Annotated in this window: 23 protein-coding genes; 12 read left to right on the plus strand and 11 right to left on the minus strand. The window is 34.3% G+C overall.

The annotated features are described in order from the left end of the window. Positions 1-368: 368 nt before the first annotated feature. From AC07UM_RS17150 to AC07UM_RS17175, 6 genes are all read left to right on the plus strand, one after another. Positions 369-1379: a phosphotransferase gene (locus AC07UM_RS17150; protein WP_494681281.1), complete on the plus strand. Its 1011-nt coding sequence runs from the start codon at positions 369-371 to the stop codon at positions 1377-1379. A gap of 91 nt (positions 1380-1470) precedes the next feature. Next, entirely contained in the window at positions 1471-1671 is a 201-nt protein-coding gene (locus tag AC07UM_RS17155; protein ID WP_494681282.1) for a hypothetical protein, read from the plus strand. 279 nt (positions 1672-1950) lie between these two features. After that, positions 1951-2421 (plus strand): hypothetical protein, encoded by a 471-nt coding sequence (locus tag AC07UM_RS17160; protein ID WP_494681283.1) that lies wholly within the window; start codon positions 1951-1953, stop codon positions 2419-2421. Positions 2422-2501: 80 nt separating this feature from the next. After that, the gene (locus AC07UM_RS17165) at positions 2502-2945 is read left to right on the plus strand and encodes a hypothetical protein (protein WP_494681284.1); all 444 of its coding nucleotides are present in this window, start codon (positions 2502-2504) and stop codon (positions 2943-2945) included. A gap of 50 nt (positions 2946-2995) precedes the next feature. Next, the gene (locus tag AC07UM_RS17170) at positions 2996-3181 is read left to right on the plus strand and encodes a hypothetical protein (RefSeq protein ID WP_494681285.1); all 186 of its coding nucleotides are present in this window, start codon (positions 2996-2998) and stop codon (positions 3179-3181) included. A gap of 315 nt (positions 3182-3496) precedes the next feature. After that, positions 3497-3643, plus strand: a complete 147-nt coding sequence (locus tag AC07UM_RS17175; protein ID WP_494681286.1) for a hypothetical protein — start codon at positions 3497-3499, stop codon at positions 3641-3643. 92 nt (positions 3644-3735) lie between these two features. Here the strand turns inward: AC07UM_RS17175 and AC07UM_RS17180 are convergent, their stop codons facing one another. The 3 genes from AC07UM_RS17180 to AC07UM_RS17190 form a co-directional block, all read right to left on the minus strand. After that, on the minus strand, positions 3736-4284 hold the full coding sequence (locus AC07UM_RS17180; RefSeq protein ID WP_494681287.1) for a MaoC family dehydratase: 549 nt from the start codon (positions 4282-4284) through the stop codon (positions 3736-3738). 211 nt (positions 4285-4495) lie between these two features. Next, positions 4496-4690 (minus strand): cold-shock protein, encoded by a 195-nt coding sequence (locus AC07UM_RS17185; RefSeq protein ID WP_114821793.1) that lies wholly within the window; start codon positions 4688-4690, stop codon positions 4496-4498. Positions 4691-4816: 126 nt separating this feature from the next. After that, the gene (locus tag AC07UM_RS17190) at positions 4817-5512 is read right to left on the minus strand and encodes a DEAD/DEAH box helicase (protein WP_494681288.1); all 696 of its coding nucleotides are present in this window, start codon (positions 5510-5512) and stop codon (positions 4817-4819) included. Between the two features lie 477 nt (positions 5513-5989). Here AC07UM_RS17190 and AC07UM_RS17195 point away from each other — a divergent pair, with 477 nt between their 5' ends. The 5 genes from AC07UM_RS17195 to AC07UM_RS17215 all read left to right on the plus strand — a co-directional run bounded on the left by AC07UM_RS17195 (position 5990) and on the right by AC07UM_RS17215 (position 10409). After that, entirely contained in the window at positions 5990-6934 is a 945-nt protein-coding gene (locus tag AC07UM_RS17195; RefSeq protein WP_494681289.1) for a beta-1,6-N-acetylglucosaminyltransferase, read from the plus strand. A 227-nt stretch (positions 6935-7161) separates the two neighbouring features. Continuing rightward, the gene (locus AC07UM_RS17200; protein ID WP_494681290.1) at positions 7162-8247 is read left to right on the plus strand and encodes an NADH:flavin oxidoreductase; all 1086 of its coding nucleotides are present in this window, start codon (positions 7162-7164) and stop codon (positions 8245-8247) included. A 187-nt stretch (positions 8248-8434) separates the two neighbouring features. After that, positions 8435-8800, plus strand: a complete 366-nt coding sequence (locus AC07UM_RS17205) for a DsrE family protein (RefSeq protein ID WP_494681291.1) — start codon at positions 8435-8437, stop codon at positions 8798-8800. A gap of 244 nt (positions 8801-9044) precedes the next feature. Continuing rightward, on the plus strand, positions 9045-9929 hold the full coding sequence (locus AC07UM_RS17210) for a helix-turn-helix domain-containing protein (protein WP_494681292.1): 885 nt from the start codon (positions 9045-9047) through the stop codon (positions 9927-9929). A gap of 12 nt (positions 9930-9941) precedes the next feature. Next, positions 9942-10409 carry a nucleoside deaminase gene (locus AC07UM_RS17215; RefSeq protein ID WP_494681293.1) on the plus strand — a complete coding sequence of 156 codons (468 nt, stop codon included), beginning with the start codon at positions 9942-9944 and terminating at the stop codon, positions 10407-10409. 127 nt (positions 10410-10536) lie between these two features. Here the strand turns inward: AC07UM_RS17215 and AC07UM_RS17220 are convergent, their stop codons facing one another. The 4 genes from AC07UM_RS17220 to AC07UM_RS17235 all read right to left on the minus strand — a co-directional run bounded on the left by AC07UM_RS17220 (position 10537) and on the right by AC07UM_RS17235 (position 12644). Then, a complete protein-coding gene (locus AC07UM_RS17220; protein ID WP_494681294.1) occupies positions 10537-10704 on the minus strand; it encodes a hypothetical protein in 168 nt (55 codons plus the stop codon). A 249-nt stretch (positions 10705-10953) separates the two neighbouring features. Continuing rightward, complete coding sequence (locus AC07UM_RS17225; RefSeq protein ID WP_185147223.1) at positions 10954-11121, minus strand: bacteriocin-like protein; 168 nt, start codon at positions 11119-11121, stop codon at positions 10954-10956. A 720-nt stretch (positions 11122-11841) separates the two neighbouring features. Further along, on the minus strand, positions 11842-12255 hold the full coding sequence (locus AC07UM_RS17230) for a hypothetical protein (RefSeq protein ID WP_494681295.1): 414 nt from the start codon (positions 12253-12255) through the stop codon (positions 11842-11844). 2 nt (positions 12256-12257) lie between these two features. Further along, complete coding sequence (locus AC07UM_RS17235) at positions 12258-12644, minus strand: DUF6864 domain-containing function (RefSeq protein WP_494681296.1); 387 nt, start codon at positions 12642-12644, stop codon at positions 12258-12260. Between the two features lie 1121 nt (positions 12645-13765). Between AC07UM_RS17235 and AC07UM_RS17240 the strand changes: the two genes are divergently transcribed. Then, positions 13766-14677 (plus strand): sce7725 family protein, encoded by a 912-nt coding sequence (locus AC07UM_RS17240; protein WP_494681297.1) that lies wholly within the window; start codon positions 13766-13768, stop codon positions 14675-14677. Between the two features lie 62 nt (positions 14678-14739). Here the strand turns inward: AC07UM_RS17240 and AC07UM_RS17245 are convergent, their stop codons facing one another. The 4 genes from AC07UM_RS17245 to AC07UM_RS17260 all read right to left on the minus strand — a co-directional run bounded on the left by AC07UM_RS17245 (position 14740) and on the right by AC07UM_RS17260 (position 18052). Next, positions 14740-15624, minus strand: a complete 885-nt coding sequence (locus tag AC07UM_RS17245; RefSeq protein ID WP_494681298.1) for a sce7726 family protein — start codon at positions 15622-15624, stop codon at positions 14740-14742. A gap of 65 nt (positions 15625-15689) precedes the next feature. Beyond that, positions 15690-16130, minus strand: coding sequence for a lysozyme (locus AC07UM_RS17250; protein ID WP_494681299.1), 441 nt, complete (start codon positions 16128-16130; stop codon positions 15690-15692). Further along, positions 16127-16693 (minus strand): hypothetical protein, encoded by a 567-nt coding sequence (locus AC07UM_RS17255; protein ID WP_494681300.1) that lies wholly within the window; start codon positions 16691-16693, stop codon positions 16127-16129. Before AC07UM_RS17255 ends, AC07UM_RS17250 begins: the two co-directional genes overlap by 4 nt. A gap of 42 nt (positions 16694-16735) precedes the next feature. Further along, positions 16736-18052 carry an ATP-binding protein gene (locus tag AC07UM_RS17260; RefSeq protein ID WP_494681301.1) on the minus strand — a complete coding sequence of 439 codons (1317 nt, stop codon included), beginning with the start codon at positions 18050-18052 and terminating at the stop codon, positions 16736-16738. Positions 18053-18061 lie beyond the last annotated feature (9 nt).

Genomic DNA, 18061 nt, shown 5'->3' on the forward strand with positions numbered 1-18061 from the left:
GATCCGTGAAAATGATATCGTAACATTTGACGTACAAAACGGAGCAAAAGGCGTTAACGCAATTAACGTAAAACTAGCATAAATTAAGACAGAAGTTTAAAAGCTTCTTTCTCAATATATTAATAATTAGCAGAGAACTATAAATAGTTCTCTGCTATTTTTTTGTGCAATAAAGAAAAGCAATGGTATTTTTCACTGGTAATTATTAAAACATGATAGAGTATCCACACCTGCCCCTCACTACCGCACGATTGTATTGTATGATTTTTAGCATTATCAATAGAATATTTATAGGGATGATAGAAGTAAAACCCAAAAATATTAACGAAATTGCATAGATTTTATCACCAACTACGACCCAAGAACTAATGACAGAGAAATTTCCGACAATAAACAGTACACTTTCACCCGATGGGCTTGGCAAACTTATTCAACGACAATATGAACTGACCGACAATACGAAATGCAGCATATTTCGACTTGCTATGAATCATTTATACATGGTTCATGATGACGAAAACAAATACGTTTTTAGAGTGTACACCCATCATTGGCGGACTCGATTAGAAATTGAAGAAGAATTAAGACTGTTAATTCTTCTAAAAGAAGCAGACCGGCAAGCTGCTTTTCCAATCGCTGATACATCGAACAACTTCATTCAGGAAATTGAAGCTCCGGAAGGTACAAGATTCGGGGTTTTATTTTCGTATGCTAAAGGAATCAAGACTGCAAAATTTTCAGCCCAAACAAGCTTTCTGATTGGGCAAGCATTAGCAAAAGTTCATCAAACCACAGAAAATGTCGAACTGATGAGGATGTCTTACAATGCTCAAAACATGCTGAAGAACCCTGTTGTAAGAACAAAAGAATTCTATAGTAAAAATACCAGCGAAATTGAATTTTTAGAAACCCTTTCTGCTTTTTTAACGATAAAAATGGACAATACTGACCAACAGAAAATGAGATATGGAGCTGTTCATCTTGACGTTTGGTTTGACAATCTGCACATTGACGATGAAAAAGAAATAACATTTTTTGACTTTGATTTTTGTGGCAACGGTTATTTATGCTTTGACATTTCTTATTTCCTGTTTCAGTTATTTGCAACCCATTTGAACGAAGAGGAATATCAGGCAAAAGCAGATCATTTTATCAAAGGTTATGAGACGGTAACTAAAATGAGTGACGAAGAAAAAAAGTTTTTACCCTACGCATGTTTAGCCATTATGACCTATTACATCAGTGTTCAATGCGACAGATTTGAATATTGGACCAATATTTTCCTGAATGAAGATCATTTAAAAAGAATGGTTGGGAACTTAAAACGATGGATTGCTTACAACAAAATTGAGATTAATAACCAACTTTTAACCAACTAAAATGTATAGTAAAAACATTGACAATTTCGTCCAGAAAAATCTTTCAAATTTTTAACTTAATGGAAAAGGTTGGAATGATTTGATTAAGAAAATGCTTTTTGAATTTTGTATTGCTGGTTGGGATATAAATAATGATGTGTATGGAAAAGAAAAATATGGTGGTTTACGTTGTTATATTCTTAGCAAAAGAACCAAAATATATTCAAAATCTGAAGCCCATCAAATTTTCTTTACTCATGAAGAACTTGATACTTATAGAAAATTGAATCATGACGAATTGGATGACGAATAAAAACAACGGCTAACAAGGAGTTCGTAATAGTAGGTAAGCAGTATTTACATTGACTTTTGTAATACAAAACAGCCCTATCACAAAGCTTAAGACCGTACATTATAGATGTCAACCAAGTTTCACCCACTCTTCGAAAGCTCCTGACCTTAGATCATGTTTAAAGGGATTATTTTTGATGGGCTCAAAATCAGGAGACTTTCCATAACAGAGATTTTCAAAAAAAACAGCATCTTTCAAAAGAAACTCCCAAATATTCCGTTTAATTCTTAAATTTGGCTCATGCGAAAGAATCTATACCTCATCATTCTATTATTTTCTCTTACCAGCTGCTATACTTATCAGGTAAAAAAGCAAGCGGATCCAACGGCTGATAATAAGCAAGACTCTAAAAAGAGTACAGCGATTGCTAATACTACTGCTCCGCAAATGAATGGGGCAACAGCAGCACCTCAAAACCTCAACGCAGTACAAGCACCTGCTCCGATCAATGTTCAGGAGAAATTGGCCTCCGGTAAAAATGTTAAAATTGAAGTGGATGGCAAGAGTTATAAAGTAATCGTTGACAGATGGGAAAATGACAGTCTGGTAGTACATCCGGTTCGTAATGCTAAAAAAATCATGAAATTCCATAAGAACCAGATCAATAGCGAGAAAATTGCAGAAAAACGCTTTTCACAACCTATCGCTGATATTCTTACGGTGACGGCTTATACCGCAATTGGGGTTGGAATCTATCTTCTTGTCCGCTAATTTTTTCGACCTTTTCTGGTAATCAGAAAACCTATATCTGAGCATTAGTGGGAATTGTAGAACACCGTAAAGTTTACAATATGAAAATAAAATTGAGCTATCTGTTTATTGTACTCTATACCCTTGTAAGCGGCCAGGGAAAATCAATCATTAATGACTTGGAATTTTCCAACTATTCCGGGCAGCCAAAAAAAGTAACAGAGATCATTACGTTTTCACCCCAGAACAGCAATAAAAGTATTTTCTATTTTGACAAAGAAGGCTTTCTGACAAAAATTGAACGTTATAATACAACCACCATCGAATTTCCTGATAAAAGATTGATCAGTGACCTTCTTATCTATGATTCAAAGGATAGAGCTAAACGCCATTTCAAAAGCATTAATCAAGGAAATAAAAAGGTAGGAACTACGGGCTATTTTGAAAAAATTTCCGATTCTTTGTATAAAAGAGTTTCAAATGCTGCTGATGACAAGATGTCTCTTACCAAGTTATTTTATTTGACAAAAATAACCGCCTTATAAAAACAGAAGAAACAGGGAATTTTTATGAAACTCCGATTAACAATACCATTTTGTACACTTATACCAATGCCATAAAAAGTGAAATGGTTCTTGAAGATACCATTCAGCAAAAAAAGTCTAAGCTTATCTATAAAAATGTAAAGCTTGATGCAGATTCAAACTCTATTTATGAGGAATTGGTAGACGATAAGGGAATTGTACAACAAAAAATAGAAAGAAAATTCGAATATTATTAATTGAAAGTAATTGATAACAATAGTTTTTCAAAATAGCCACTTCCCAGACAACGGGTATAAAAACATAACTGATTGACAGCAGACTCTCCACTCCCGGAAGCTTACTGACTTTGAATATGCAAATGCTATACAATCTCTTCGCCCTATTTGTGAAGGGATTATTTCTAAACTTAACCGGTACATTTTCATTAGAAAATGAAGGAAAACTTATATCCCAGCGCAGTACATTACAACAAGATGTTCCTAAAGATAGGGTTTCCCGTAATGTAAGGAGTAAATATGGTTTTACATTGTATATCTTAAATACAATATATTATGGAAACCATTAAAGCAATTAAACCAGGTCCAAAGCCTGATAAGTCTGACGGAACACCAGACAGAAGAAGAAGAGTAACACCGGAAGCAAAACCGAAGCATCCGGAGCTAAAGCCTCACAAACACAAACCTGGAGATTCAAAATGATCAATCAATGATCTCAGAATGTTCCACATCATTTAAAATCCCGGCAGCGCTGGGATTAGTGTTTCCACAGAAAACCAAAGTATGTCTGAGACTTAAGAGGCGTTAATGAAATGATAAAGGAAAACCACATCGCCTGTATAGGCTGGTTTTATATGATCTTTAATTAATAGTTTAGCCTCAACAACAGCTTTTACAGTTCCCCGAAGGTTGAGCACTGATTTTACAGTGGCCTGCAGTCTTACCTCACTATTTACCGGAACAGCCTCACCAAATTTAAGATTTTCTATTCCGTAGTTGATTTCCATTTTTACATTTCTAACATCTGCAATCTGCTTCCAGAGATAAGGAATCAAAGACAATGTTAAATAACCATGAGCAATGGTGGATTTAAAAGGACCTTCTTTTTCTGCCTTTTCCTTATCAGTATGAATCCACTGATAATCTAAAGTTGCATCTGCGAATCTGTCGATCTGCCCCTGATCTATTTTATGCCAGGCAGAAGCTCCTATTATCTGACCCTCAAGAGCCTTATACTCATTAAAACTATTGATAATAATCATATTATTTTCTGAAGCTTTTGAGAAATTAGAATATATACAATGGTTATCATAATCACTGTACAATTGTATATCAAGTCTCATCTATTTAGATCCCTCAAAAACCTCTCACATAAAGTAAGAGGCCAATGAACATGATGAAAATAAAAACGAATCTCATTGGCATCAATGTTCTTTCAAACCATATATCCAGATACTGAAGAGTATGGATTTTGAATTTGTAAAAAAATATAAAAATATGAGACTTGATATAATAAAGGATGTTATCTTAACATACTTGTAATCGAGATCTAAATTATGCCAACTTTACGTTAACAGCATTTAAACCTTTATCACTTTTTTGTACATCAAAAACTACTTTATCATTCTCACGGATCACTCTTGTGTTTAATCCTGAAGAATGTACAAATATGTCTTTACTTCCATCTGCCGGAGTAATAAACCCGAAGCCTTTTGCTTCATTGAAAAATTTTACGGTGCCTTCTTGCATTGTAATTATTATTAAAAATTGTATATTTTATCTGTACACTTTACAGATTTTATTTATTAAAAATCTCTGACAGGTTGTAAGCCGTATCAGTTTTGAATATTTTTACATTCTAAGCGCTTATCCACATTATACAATGAGATAGCGGTTACTTCTCCCTATACCGTCAACCAGTAAATCCGTTTTGTTTTCTTTTTCTACAAAAAAGGGTGCCTGCTTAACAGGTTGTGTTGTAGAAGAAACGGGGTTTACAATAACCTCTATCGGATTATTGAGGATCGTTTTGGCCATACTTTTTATACTTGCCGGCATTGTTGCAGAGAAAAATAAGGTTTGTCTTTTTGGGGAAATCAGTTTTAAAATTTTTTTTACATCATCTACAAATGCCTTACTAAGCATTCTGTCTGCCTCATCCAAAACAAATATTTCAATTTTAGAAAGATCAATATGTCTATGGTTAATCAAATCCAGCAGTCTTTCAGGTGTTGCCACCAAGATATCCACCCTTTTTCTGAGAGCAGCCAGCTGGCTTCCAATAGAAACACCTTCATAAATGGAAAGTAAGGACAATGGTAAATACTTACTGTAAATTCCAAGGTTTTCTTCTATCTCTATTGCCAATTCTCGTGTCGGGGTAAGGATCAGGGTTCGTATTTCTTTATGTTCCGGAGTATGCCTTTTTAGCAATTGCAAAATAGGCATAGCAAAGGCTGCAGTTTTCCCCCCACCTGGTTCGGCACAGCCTATAATATCCCTTCCGGCTAAAATATGCGGAATTGCGGTATACTGTATTTCAGTAGGCTTAGAATATCCGGCTTCTGTCATTGCGCGGATAATTGGGTTGATTAAATTTAAATTTTTAAAACTCATTATAAATTCCGGTCTTCCGGTAGTTTGTAAGCAAATCTGATTATCAGAATTTGAGTTGGTGTATTGACAAACTAGTAAAGACTATTCCTTTTTTGTTTATCTTTTTTCTTGCTTTAGCTACAATAATGACCTTAATATATCATTGATAACCAGCAATAACATATCGCTTTTATCTACAATAGAACTTTATAATCTCTGATTTCTGCTGTTGAAACTGATTATAAATTGGTAGCTGAAAGAGCAAAACTGAAAGAAAAAATTGTGATTTTAAACTATTACAGAATAGCAAAGGCAGTGACCTGTTTTTATAAATGTTTTACAAAAATACAATAAAAAAAACGCATTTAATCAATTGATTATCAAAAATATATTCGTAGCTTTAGCACATCACCCCAATTATTTGCTAATACGGATGATTTTAAGATCCTACCTATGCAAACATCTTCTCCCATAGCATACCCTTATCCCAAGACTTTAGGCTCACTTACCTCTCCACATGTAAGAATTGCTTATTTTATCATGGTACATCATAAGCCTGAACTATTTAAAGAGATGTTTCAGAAGATTTATACAAGAGATCAGTTTTATCTGATCCATATTGACCGAAAAACCAAATCAAAAATTACAGAAGAAATACAGCTGTATATCATTCAATTTCCTAATGTTTATATTCTGGACAGTCTGAATATCGTTTCCGGGGGATTCAGCATGGTTCAGGCCGAGCTTAATGCCATGGAATTTCTTCTAAATGTAAGCCGGGAATGGGATTATTTCATTAACCTTAGTGGTGAAGACTATCCCCTTAAGTCACAAAATATCATCCGGGAATTTCTTACCATCAATAAAGGCAGAAATTATCTTTTTTATTATGATCAGAAATTTTACAGACCGGATACTCTCCAAAGAATACAAAATCATTTTACCGAATTGGCCCATATAATCTCATCACTCATTTATAAAAGAGCGTTTATGAAAGGAGTGACTCCTTATATCGGAGGAAAATGGTTTATTTTCACAAGAGAAACGTGTTCGTTTTTAACCAATAACCAAATGGTAATGGATTTTGAAGATTACTATTCTCATACTTTTTTACCTGCAGATTCATTTTTTCAGACTGTTCTGATGAATACGGCATTTAATGACATCATCATCAATGATGATAAAAGAGCCGTGCTTGAGAAATCGATCTTCCCCAATCAGCAGAATACATCTAATGATATTAAGTCCCTACAATCCAGTAATCAGCTTTTTATCAGAAAGATACATAAGATTGATGAAGATATCCGAAAATATATTGAAGAAAGTTTTCTTTCTCCCCTACCATATGTAGATGAAATTGAAAGAGAATTGAAGAGAGATAATCTTCAAAACAACTGACTTTGTTAACACTATAATAATAACTTATATATTTTAAAATCTCAGTACTCCTGAGATTTTTTTTGTACGAAAAAGTCCAGCATATGATTTTATTACATGATTAGATGATTACAGTATACTGTAGAAAACATCCATCATATCATTAAAATCATCCATTTTTAACGGGAACTTATAACCGGAACTTTGCAGCAGACAAAATTGATACGTACAACCTAAAATTAAAATAAATGTCTGTTTCCGATTTATTTAAACCCCTTACCTTTCTTCACGGTCCGGCTATGAGAAACCGTTTTATGCTGGCCCCCCTTACGAGCCAGCAAAGTGATCATGACGGTACGGCCTCCCAATACGACCAATATTGGATGGAACAGCTTGCCCAGGGCGGTTATGGGCTGATTCAAACCAGTGCCGCTACGGTAGAAGCCGGAGCTATCGCCTTTGAACGCCAGCTGGGTATTCATAGTGATCAACATCTGCCGGGATTAGCTCAAATGGCTACAGCAATCCGGAAAGGAGGAGCATTATCTGCGGTACAGCTGCACCATGCCGGACACAGAGCAAAACCATCAATAGGAGGAATACCCGCTCCTGCCTCCGATAAAACAGTGCCGGATATCAAAGCCATCACCACCGAAGAAGTGGAACGAATCCGTGATAGTTTTATTACCGCTGCCAGGAGGGCCCAGCTTGCAGGATTTAATGGGATTTCAGTACATGGTGCTTTTGGATGGATTCTTTCAGAGTTTCTGTCTCCTCATCTCAATGACAGGACAGATCAATATGGAGGCAGTATAGAAAACCGCGCCCGTTTTACCCTTGAAGTCATTGAAGGTATCCGGAAAGCCTGTGGTCCCGACTTTCAGATTGGCTGGCGCCTGTCGATTGAACGGTATGGACTGCGCTTGGAAGAATTACGTGAGATTACTGCTGAAATTTTTGATAAAGAATTGATTGACTATCTGGATCTGGCTCTCTGGGATTCGGCTCAGCTTGTCCGGGAAGGAACATTTCAGGGAAAAACAATGCTCAGTGTTTTCACGGAACTTCCGCGTAAAGGAGTACGTTTGGGTGCTGCCGGAAAGATAATGAGTGCGCAGCGTGCAGGGGAACTGCTGGATGAAGGCTGTGATTTTGTCCTGATTGCAAGAGCCGGGATTCTTCAACGGGATTTTCCTCTTCAAGTACAGGCCAATCCATTGTACGACAGCCCTACACTCCCTGTCACAGCCGATTTTCTTCGTGAAGGAGGGTTGAGTGAACGTTTTATTGAAACAATGAGAGGCTGGCAAACCTTCGTGAAACCGGGATCATAATTTCTCTTCCACTTATTCATTAGCGTAAAGCGAACTTTAGCATAAGAGTTCGCTTTATTTTTTTCAATACGTCTTTGCTGATTTCGAAAGAAGTTATGCAAAAAATCTCCATTACAAAGTAAAAATCATCCATTCTTTAACGAGCGTTATTCCCACATCTTTGCAGTGTAAAATAAAATTTTCTACAATGAAAAAAACAGCAATTATTATTCTTTCAGATCCTAAGGCGGGTTCAGAAGAAGCTATGGGAAGAGTGTTTAATGCTTTGGCATCCGCATACGAATTCAAACATGCGGGGGAAGAGGTAAAGATCATTTTTCAGGGAACGGGTATCAGATGGCCTGAACAGCTTGAGAAAGCTGATCATCCTGTACATGGACTTTATAATGAAGTTAAAGATTATGTTCATGGTCTTTCGAAAGGCTGCGTTGCCGTATTTGGAACTGAAGTTTCCGGGTATGAGTTACTCAACGAAAATGAAGTGCCCGGAACTCCCGGCCTGCCAAGTTTCCTTACTCTCAGAAATGAGGGGTATGATATTTTGATTTTCTAACAGTTTTATACTGTCCTTCGAAATTTTCGGAGGGCAGTTTTGATGTAAGATAAGATTCGAGGCTGGAAGAAGAAGGTGGACTTTAACCGTGTCAAGGTTTCAACCTTGACACGGTTTGACATCCGAACTCGTTTATCCAGGCAAAATGAATCAACCTGTTTTCAAGCCCCGATTGGGACATCATCAGCTTCCCGCTTCAAACTTCATTTCTTCATTAAAAAATATTAATTAAATTGCAGGTATCATGTTATCACAATCTGTCTATACACTCATCAATCAACAGAATGGAAATCTGGCTTTCAAGCTATTTGAGTTTGATAACAACAGTTATTTTGATCATATCCAGCGCAATAACTATTTTACGCTTATATTGATTACTTCAGGAGAGGGTGTTGCTACCGTTGATCTTTCCGATTATTCTTTCAAAGAAAATACGTTGTTTGCCTTTTATCCTTACCAGCCCTTTATGCTTCGGTCTGTGAAACCGATTATGGGTATTTCTATACAGTTTCACCATGATTTTTTCTGTATTTACCGGCATCATCAGGAAATTGCTGCCAATGGTATTTTATTCAACAATGTGTATCAGCAGCCATTTATCTGCCTGGACGAATTGAGCAAAAGTGCTGTTTTGAATCTGATCACCGGGATCGCCAATGAATTAAAAGCAGATGCTTTCAGGAAAGATGAAGTACTGGTTTCTTATCTTAAAATTCTGCTGGTCACTGCAACGAGGATAAAACTGGAGCAACAGTCGGTTCAGGATTCGGAAACGGCCAATATAAAGCAGCAGTTTCTTATTCAGAATCTTAAAAATGCGATAGAGAATCATTTCCGTGTAAAACATTCTGCCAGTGATTACGCTGACTTACTGAATCAAACGCCTGCTTCACTCGCAAGGATTACAAAAAATCATTTTAATAAAACCCTTTCTGATCTGATCACTGAACGGATCATTATTGAAGCAAAGAGGGAATTGTATCTTACGGATAAAACGATCAAAGAAATTGCCTATGAGCTTGGATATGAGGATGAGTATTATTTCAGCAGGCTTTTCAAAAACAAAACAGATATTTCACCTCAGATTTACAGAAATACTATCGGGTTCAACAGAGGTTGCGAATCCTAATTAAGAATAATCATGAACAGCTATAATCAATATATGCTTGAGTGCATCGAACTTGCAAAGCAGGCATTGGAAAAAGGAAATCCACCCGTAGGATCTCTACTGGTCTTTGAAGATCAGATTATCGGCAGAGGAATTGAATCCGGGAAATCAAGTGGAGATATTACACAGCATGCAGAAATTCTGGCTGTAAAAGATGCTTTGAACAATGGCTACAGAGCTATTTTAGACCAATCTGTGATGTTTTCTACCCACGAGCCCTGCATCATGTGCTCTTACCTCATCAGGCATCATAAAATTTCTAAAATTGTTTTTGGCGTTTCTGTTCCTTTGGTGGGTGGACAGTCTTCAGAATTTAAAATTCTGGAAACCGAAACTATTCCCAAATGGGGAAATAAGCCTGAAATAGAAACGGGAATATTACAACACGAATGTGAAGCTTTGAATAAGCAATTTGAAGAATATCTTTCCCGACAGAAATAATATGACGAAAATGCTAATGCTTCATAAGTAGTAATTTGGAAGAATTCAAGCCTTCAACAGGCCCAAGCAGTATATAATACCGCTGTCCTATTCCCATAAAAAATCCCTCAAAATGAGGGATTGTATCTTATAAATCCGGGCAAGCCATATGATTTTCATGAGGAAGACAAATTCCTTCATTTCCCCAAGGAAGCGGACAGTGAAAATACCCTGGAGGACAATTGAACGGACCTCCTTTGCCCCCTCCATTAATACTTTTTAATTTCAATTTTGAAACTTTCTTTAAATTTTTCATGGTTTTGATTTTAGTTTAAGTCCAAATATAACAACTATTCCCCAATAAGAGATTTAACATAATAAAACAACTGTATATTTTATCTGAATTGATAATATGCTGCAAAAACACATTTTTATTAAAAAAAAATTAAGTTTTCTAGATGGTATTGAGTGGGAAGACTTCGAACTTACGACAAGCCAAAGCAGTCTGCAACACCAATACTCTAGTCCAAAAAAAATCCCTCAAAGTGAGGGATCTATTTTTATCTTAAACGATTGGAATGCAATAGCAATTACAAGCAGCATCTGATTCTGGTCCACAAATCCCTGTAGCTTCGCAAACCCACATGTATTGAGGTTTACAAATACCATCTCGGCCTCCGCCCCCATTTACTTGTTTTAACTGATCTCTAGAAATTTTTTTGAAATTTTTCATGGTTTTAATTTTAGTTTAAGCCCAAATATAACAACTATTCCCCAATTAGAGATTTAACATAATAAAATAACTGTATATTTTATTTGGATTAATAATTATGTTATAAAAATACTTTTTCATCAAAAAATTAAACTTTCGAGAAGGGGTTTAGTGGGAAGGGTTCAAACTTTCGACAAACCAAAGCAGTCTGAAATACTACTGCCCTATTCCATAAGAAATTTGCTTTTGTCAATTATTTTCACTATCTTGTAACATGAAAAAAATTGAAAATCAAGGGAGTATAACGCATGCCGGTAGAATGAACGAACGTACAAGAGCGCTTGAAGTTCTTGAAAAAGCCAAGCAAACACAAGGTAAAATCACCTTTCTAAGGCAGGGAGCCGGAAGAAACTTTAAGCCAAAAAACGAGGAGTCATAAATTATCTTCAAAGTGTAGTATCTTTACTCCACGGAAAACATAGAAGAGCTAAAAGCGAAAATTCTAAAGAAAGTAAAAGAAGATCATAAAGTAAATGGCGGATCTAACGGGACGGATATAAATGAACTGAATAAAGTAATAAATTTACAAATTCCCGAAAGAAATAAACTATTTGAAAAAATGATAGCTGAGAAAAAGCTTGCCTATCTTGATCCGCTAAATGCCCGTAGAATTACCCTACCAAAATAAATCCCCTGCACTAACAGGGGTTATTTTAATCACGAAGTTTAGGTTTAAGAATTTTATTTTTTAGTTTTTGAAGTCTTATTCCCGAAAATATATCCCAAAGTTAATGTTACAATTGGTGTTATAATACTCCAAATCTTTACTACATTGTCAATGTCGTTATTATTATTATAAACTATATACGTAAGCCAACTTCCAATTATTAATAGTAAAAATATTAAGAACCCTGAGATATTTAGAGCAGTTAATTCTTTGCCCCCAAAAATAAATCCAAGCCAACCCAGATCTTTGTCCTTACAGTCTAATTCATGCTTATGCTTTTTATCAAGCACTTCAAGATCGTGTTGGTTAGTTTGAGTTAATATGATTTGTTCATGACTTTGAACCTGTTTGCTCATTTTAAGTTCGTGTGCAGGATTAACGTAACCATTCTGGTCTTGAATCACATATCCATTGTTATTTTCTGCCATAACTATTTATTTTGCAACCAAGTATAATGAAATACAATTTCTTCAGAATCTGTTAATTCTTGTTTTTCATTTATATCATAACTGTATTTAAAACTAAATTTCAAATAAATATTTTTCCCATCAAAATAAGCTAAATGAAGAGGTTTTTTTGTGCTGGTTGTATTATCGTGCCGTTTAGGAGTGAGAATTTTAACTTCAAATACATTTTCTTCATTTTTTAAAAGCTCATAAAGTGTTTGAGGTTCTTCTCCTAGTCCAATAAAATCAAATATAATCTTGAAATTCCTGGCCCCATCAAATAAACGAAAATATAGTGGATCCTTAAAATTGGTAACTACGGATCCACTTGCAAGGACCTCAAACTTATCAGTTTCTATCTTTATATTCATATTTTAATTTGTATAAAAATACGTTAATTCGATCAAAATCCAAATATTGAAATTATCAAGAGGAAGGAAGTCTAAAAAATAAGTATCCAATAACTTAAAATCTGACACCTTTTTATTTTAGTTGCAGAATTATCTTTCATCATGTATTGAATAAAATTCTACAGCTCTATCACATAGCATTGAAAGAACATTTCACTTCAAAAAGCTGTTTTTTCTTATCATACTGAAATTCAATTATCATTGTATTTTTAGAAGGATAGGTTGCTTCCTTGATGGTGCCTCGTAATTTCACGAAACAAAATTGTTGCAATTTTGAACAACAATAAAACAAATGATCATACAATTTGCAACAATTTAAATTTTATGAGATTTGGTAATAGTTTGAATGATGTATTTTACCTGACCTGAGAAAAAATATAAAAATCCCCGGATCTCTCCGAAGATAAAAACTAATAACCATGAAATTAAACATGAGCTTTATTTTTAAACCTTATGATTTTTCATTGTAAAGAATTCCGACTTCTGTTTTATATACGACAAAGTAACCAACATGGTTTGTCATGCATCATTAAAATTAAAAAAACCTCCAGTATTGGAGGTTGAATACATGAAATCCGAAATATAAATTAATCGAACATTTAAATATATGAAAACAAAACCTTCATAAAAAAGATTGTGGTACTAAAAGCTATAAATTAATTTAGTATTAAATAAAAATATTGCGGGAAAACCTTTTAATACTACTAATATCAAGTTTAATTTTATCACTAATAATAGAAATATGTACTTTTCTTATAATACACATTAGAATTGTCAAAACTATGTTTCTGAATTTGAGATGCTAAAAAATACCTCCCGAGAAACTGGAAGGTAAAGTGAAAAATGAATTATAAGTTTAAATGATGTGGTGTTAAATAAAAATTCTCTTAAAAACTTAGAATATCATTAACAACGCATATGCCAATTACATCACTATTTGATGAGATAGTTACTTTTGTGGTACTTTTTTTCACAAACCCCCTTAAATATACGGCGACATTGTAGTATTAACTCTACGGAAAACCGTAATTACATTATATTACCTTTTTTTATATTAGCCATGTAATATAAAATTTAATAACATGTATTTTCCCATTTTAACAGCAAAGCAAAACGAGGTTTTTGCATTAAGCGAATTACCAGACACTGCATTCAGTAATACAATTCCAATTCTTATCCCGCCAAATAGTAAGAACTTGATAACACAAATTACAAAATTGGTTGATAAAAATATATACTTTATTTTAGCTATAAACCCTCAAAAATCTTCATATCCTAAAATGAATGTAATTCAACATAAATTCATCCAGGGTGTATTAAAAGATTACAAGAATTACTCTATTGCGTTTATTTTAGACGACAAAACATCCGAATATGATATTTCTGATTTCTTCGCCTCAAATCCTAAATTAGAAAAGTCATTGATGCATTTTGGTAAATTTAGCGATAGAGAATTTTTAAGAAAAAACCCAAAATCAAAATACAATATTTATCTAAAAAATAAAGTAGATCAAACATACATAAATGATACAGCTAATGGTGAAATTATTTTAATTGAGGATGGATTTAAAAAACAAGATAGAAATACAGATTATCCTGCAGATTCTAAGTTTTCAGATTTAATATTCAAATATGAAAATGATGGAATATTTGGCTTTGGTGACTTTACAATAGTTGGTAAAGAAGTTTCAGATACAGGAGGGTCTCCTTTCGCTATCGCTTTACATTTGTCACAAATAAAAAATCCGAATTTTGACATTTATCATTTTGTATCGGATGATGCTGAAGACAGAAAGAACCAAGCCGGAAAATTCACTCAGGCACTAAATAAATTAATTAAGCATATAGATGCAAATCCAATGCATGAGGGATCCGGAATAAAAGATTTTAGAGACAGACATACTGATGGACACTATCCAGGCTTAGGAATATGTAAAAGAATGTCAATAAAAAATCATATCGAGCAAGTAAACAATGAATTATCTATTATATAGCATTATTCTTTTATATTTATAAAAATCCCCCACTACACGGTGAGGGATTTTTTATTACAGTTCTAAGTAGATAGAATATGTACTTTTTCAATATTTTTTATAATTGTCTCACACTTTTTTTTGCTATACGAAGATTTTATAGTCATGCATTTAAGACTTGCGGGCAAATTGTCTATTAGATCCAAATGTTCATTCCTTAACACTCTTTTCTTTAAATATGATAGAGTTAATTTGTACGCATCCAGAATATCTATCTTTAAAAATAAATCAAAACAATAATCAAATATTTTAGTATTTGGCATAACTGGAATCAATCCGAAGACATCTTTTATTACACTTATATATTCTTTTTGCCTTAAAGAAAAAAATAGTGCTTTATGTGTTATATTATCAATGTTCGATAAGGCGTTTTTGTATTGGAACAATTTATTTTTTTCGTCTAGAATAAAAATACCTACATTTTCTGGAATTATTTTTTCAACATTTCGAATGTGCTTTTCGCTAATAACAACATTTAAGTATTCAAAAAATGTCATGTAGTCTTGAATTTGCGAACCAAGCCTACCTGTGGTGTCAATCTCCGATTTAATCTCATATACTGTGGAAGCTCCATTAAAGACGGCTAAATCTGCTTTTGAATTTCCTATATTGAATTCGGGTATAGTAGTACAATCATTGATCTTATGATTTTTTAGAATCAGTTCTTTAAATACTATGTTTTTAAAAACATATTCATTCTTATATTTTTTTAGTAAAATTCTATAGAACTCCGAATATGCTTCTGTTAGAGTAAAGCTATCCACATCAGAATAAAAGCTCTTAAATGTTTCAACTACATAATTTATTCGCTCTTCATCATTATTTGCTAATGAATCAAAAATTGGCGCGGAAAATAACCTTGATATATTAATGTAATCAGATTTGGAAAGTTTTGATTTAATTCTCATATTTCTTAATCTCGGAACAAATATACATTTATTTACAAAAAGCAGTATTATGGTTTCCCGTAATGTTATTTCGCAAAGAACAAATCAGCTTCCGCTTTTCTTCTTCGGATCAAACCATTTAAAGTTTTTCCGCCAGCGGTAATATATTTCGTGGTGAACCAATTTCTGATCTCAGACTCTCCTGCTTTTTTATTGACTAAAGAAAACAGACCATCTGATCCTCCGGTATTGTAAGTATGCGATACAAGCGCATCAAATTGATTTTGGGTAAGCCCCACTTTGATTTTATTGTACACTATTTTTTCATACGTGGGTAAAACAGATGAAAACAGTTCTGCTCCTTTTTCTTTGCTGATGGCAGGATCTGTCATGGTTACTTTCTTGCCACCCGGATAATAGGTATTTCCGTATCCTATGGTGGGAATTCTTGCAGAATCAAGGTAAGGTTTGGAACTGAACCCTTCAAATGATAGAATCAGGTTGATTCCTTTTTGTGATGTTTTCATTTCTTAAAATATTTATAGGTAAAAAAGAGGAGTATTAAAGTGATTCCCAAGATGGTAATGAAAATCCAGGCTGCAATTTCAAATCCACTCACGGTTACTTTTTTGGTTTCTTCAGAGACTTTCGAAGCTACTTCTTTGACGGCTTCTTTTGAAATTACTTTCTGAGCTGAATCCTGAATACTATTTGTAAATACTGATTTTTTAATTTCTGATTTTTTACGATCAGACTTTGTATAACGGGTATTGATTGTGTATTCTGCATTTCCCATGATGGAAATACTTTGAACAGTATCACTTCCTATAACATGATAAACAAAGGGATTGGAGGTATCAGATTTTCCTGTAATCAAGAGGTCTCCGGATATTTCGTTTTTCTTTTCCTGTACTAAGGTATCAGCAAATTCATTTTGAATTGATGTTGAGTGGTGTACACTCAGAGAATCCGTTTTTACTTTTTCCGTTTCTTTTCTCTCTTCTTTATAAGTGGTTGTTATTTTCTGCTTACTTCGGCAGCCCAATAAGAGGCTGCTCAATAGGAGTAATAATAGAATATTCGTTTTCATCGGTTTTATTTTTAAAATTGAATGAGTTTACATCACCAGTTCTTATGTAAATATTTTATCTTCTTTCACATATTCTTTTTTGATACTTTCTAATAGCATGTCTAAGCTTACTTTGTAACCCGATTCTTTTGATGCAATTGTTTTTAAACTTACATCCTGTATGATGTTCATAATATTAGAGCCGGTGAGTTCGTATCGTTTGGCAATTTGTTCCAGATTGATGTCTTCAAGCTGTAATTGTTTGGGTAAATTTTGCTGCCAGATACGCAGACGCTCTTCATGCTTTGGATTATTAAATTGTATGCAGCTATGAAAGCGTCGCGTAAAGGCTTTATCCATATTATTTTTAAAGTTGGATGCCAGAATAATAAGCCCTGAAAATGTTTCAATCCGCTGCAGCAGATAAGAAACTTCCTGATTGGCATATTTGTCATGAGCATCTTTTACAGAGGTTCGTTTTCCGAAAATAGCATCTGCCTCATCAAAAAATAAAATCCAGTTTTTATTTTCTGCTTTGTCGAATAATTTCGACAACTGCTTTTCTGTTTCTCCGATATATTTTGAGACCAGCATGGAAACATCCACTCTGAATATAGGTCGTTTGGTATATTTCCCTAAAAGGCTGGCTGCAAGAGTTTTCCCGGTTCCCGGTTCTCCATAAAATAACACCCGGAAACCAGGCTTAAGTTTTTTCTGCATGTCCCAGTCTTCCATAAGAATCCGACTGCTGTTATTCCAGGTTGCAATACTCTGAAGCTCATCTAATGTGTTTTTAGGAAGTATCAAATCTGTCCAGGATCGACCCGTGTGCAGCTGTTCTGCCGGAAAATCATTACTCATTTTCGGCAATACTTCTAATCCAAAAATTATTGTATTAAAAGCTTCGTAGTGGATGCTTATCAGGCTGTTCGTTGGGGCATACTCATAAGCTGAATCTGAAAAAACAATGAGTTCTTCTTTTATCAAAACCGAATCTGGACTCAAATAATCCAGCGCTTTCAATCGTTCTGAAATATTATCTCCACCCAGAATATATTGTACCGCCTGAACTGTAGGATAAAAGAGCCTGCCATTATCATTGGTTGAACAAAAGTCAAACAGCATTGTATTGGGGAACTCCAGATAAATGCGTTTCAGCAATGATGGATCCAATCGTGGTAATAAAGCCATCAGAAGAATAACAACTTCCTGATGGGCAAGCTCTTTCCCTGAAATATAGTCGCCTAATTGAAAGCCTTCATGGTCATTAGGTTTAAACTCAGGTGCTCCTATAGTAAAATCTTCTGAAGAATTATTGATACGCCATGTAATCACCTGTTCTAAATGAGTAAATAATTTTTGTATTTGTTTAGGCTCCATTGTTTTTTA

The sequence above is a fragment of the Chryseobacterium sp. GW821-FHT04C04 genome (genome assembly GCF_059420365.1).

What these genes read in the sequence shown, in the direction of transcription:
- AC07UM_RS17260 (WP_494681301.1), bottom strand. Translation starts at nt 18,052, where the DNA reads ATGGAGCCTAAACAAATACAAAAATTATTTACTCATTTAGAACAGGTG.
- AC07UM_RS17230 (WP_494681295.1), bottom strand. Translation starts at nt 12,255, where the DNA reads ATGGCAGAAAATAACAATGGATATGTGATTCAAGACCAGAATGGTTAC.
- AC07UM_RS17180 (WP_494681287.1), bottom strand. Translation starts at nt 4,284, where the DNA reads ATGAGACTTGATATACAATTGTACAGTGATTATGATAACCATTGTATA.
- AC07UM_RS17210 (WP_494681292.1), top strand. Translation starts at nt 9,045, where the DNA reads ATGTTATCACAATCTGTCTATACACTCATCAATCAACAGAATGGAAAT.
- AC07UM_RS17185 (WP_114821793.1), bottom strand. Translation starts at nt 4,690, where the DNA reads ATGCAAGAAGGCACCGTAAAATTTTTCAATGAAGCAAAAGGCTTCGGG.
- AC07UM_RS17190 (WP_494681288.1), bottom strand. Translation starts at nt 5,512, where the DNA reads ATGACAGAAGCCGGATATTCTAAGCCTACTGAAATACAGTATACCGCA.
- AC07UM_RS17205 (WP_494681291.1), top strand. Translation starts at nt 8,435, where the DNA reads ATGAAAAAAACAGCAATTATTATTCTTTCAGATCCTAAGGCGGGTTCA.
- AC07UM_RS17175 (WP_494681286.1), top strand. Translation starts at nt 3,497, where the DNA reads ATGGAAACCATTAAAGCAATTAAACCAGGTCCAAAGCCTGATAAGTCT.
- AC07UM_RS17200 (WP_494681290.1), top strand. Translation starts at nt 7,162, where the DNA reads ATGTCTGTTTCCGATTTATTTAAACCCCTTACCTTTCTTCACGGTCCG.
- AC07UM_RS17155 (WP_494681282.1), top strand. Translation starts at nt 1,471, where the DNA reads ATGCTTTTTGAATTTTGTATTGCTGGTTGGGATATAAATAATGATGTG.
- AC07UM_RS17245 (WP_494681298.1), bottom strand. Translation starts at nt 15,624, where the DNA reads ATGAGAATTAAATCAAAACTTTCCAAATCTGATTACATTAATATATCA.
- AC07UM_RS17240 (WP_494681297.1), top strand. Translation starts at nt 13,766, where the DNA reads ATGTATTTTCCCATTTTAACAGCAAAGCAAAACGAGGTTTTTGCATTA.
- AC07UM_RS17150 (WP_494681281.1), top strand. Translation starts at nt 369, where the DNA reads ATGACAGAGAAATTTCCGACAATAAACAGTACACTTTCACCCGATGGG.
- AC07UM_RS17255 (WP_494681300.1), bottom strand. Translation starts at nt 16,693, where the DNA reads ATGAAAACGAATATTCTATTATTACTCCTATTGAGCAGCCTCTTATTG.
- AC07UM_RS17195 (WP_494681289.1), top strand. Translation starts at nt 5,990, where the DNA reads ATGCAAACATCTTCTCCCATAGCATACCCTTATCCCAAGACTTTAGGC.
- AC07UM_RS17165 (WP_494681284.1), top strand. Translation starts at nt 2,502, where the DNA reads ATGAAAATAAAATTGAGCTATCTGTTTATTGTACTCTATACCCTTGTA.
- AC07UM_RS17250 (WP_494681299.1), bottom strand. Translation starts at nt 16,130, where the DNA reads ATGAAAACATCACAAAAAGGAATCAACCTGATTCTATCATTTGAAGGG.
- AC07UM_RS17220 (WP_494681294.1), bottom strand. Translation starts at nt 10,704, where the DNA reads ATGAAAAATTTAAAGAAAGTTTCAAAATTGAAATTAAAAAGTATTAAT.
- AC07UM_RS17215 (WP_494681293.1), top strand. Translation starts at nt 9,942, where the DNA reads ATGAACAGCTATAATCAATATATGCTTGAGTGCATCGAACTTGCAAAG.
- AC07UM_RS17225 (WP_185147223.1), bottom strand. Translation starts at nt 11,121, where the DNA reads ATGAAAAATTTCAAAAAAATTTCTAGAGATCAGTTAAAACAAGTAAAT.
- AC07UM_RS17160 (WP_494681283.1), top strand. Translation starts at nt 1,951, where the DNA reads ATGCGAAAGAATCTATACCTCATCATTCTATTATTTTCTCTTACCAGC.
- AC07UM_RS17235 (WP_494681296.1), bottom strand. Translation starts at nt 12,644, where the DNA reads ATGAATATAAAGATAGAAACTGATAAGTTTGAGGTCCTTGCAAGTGGA.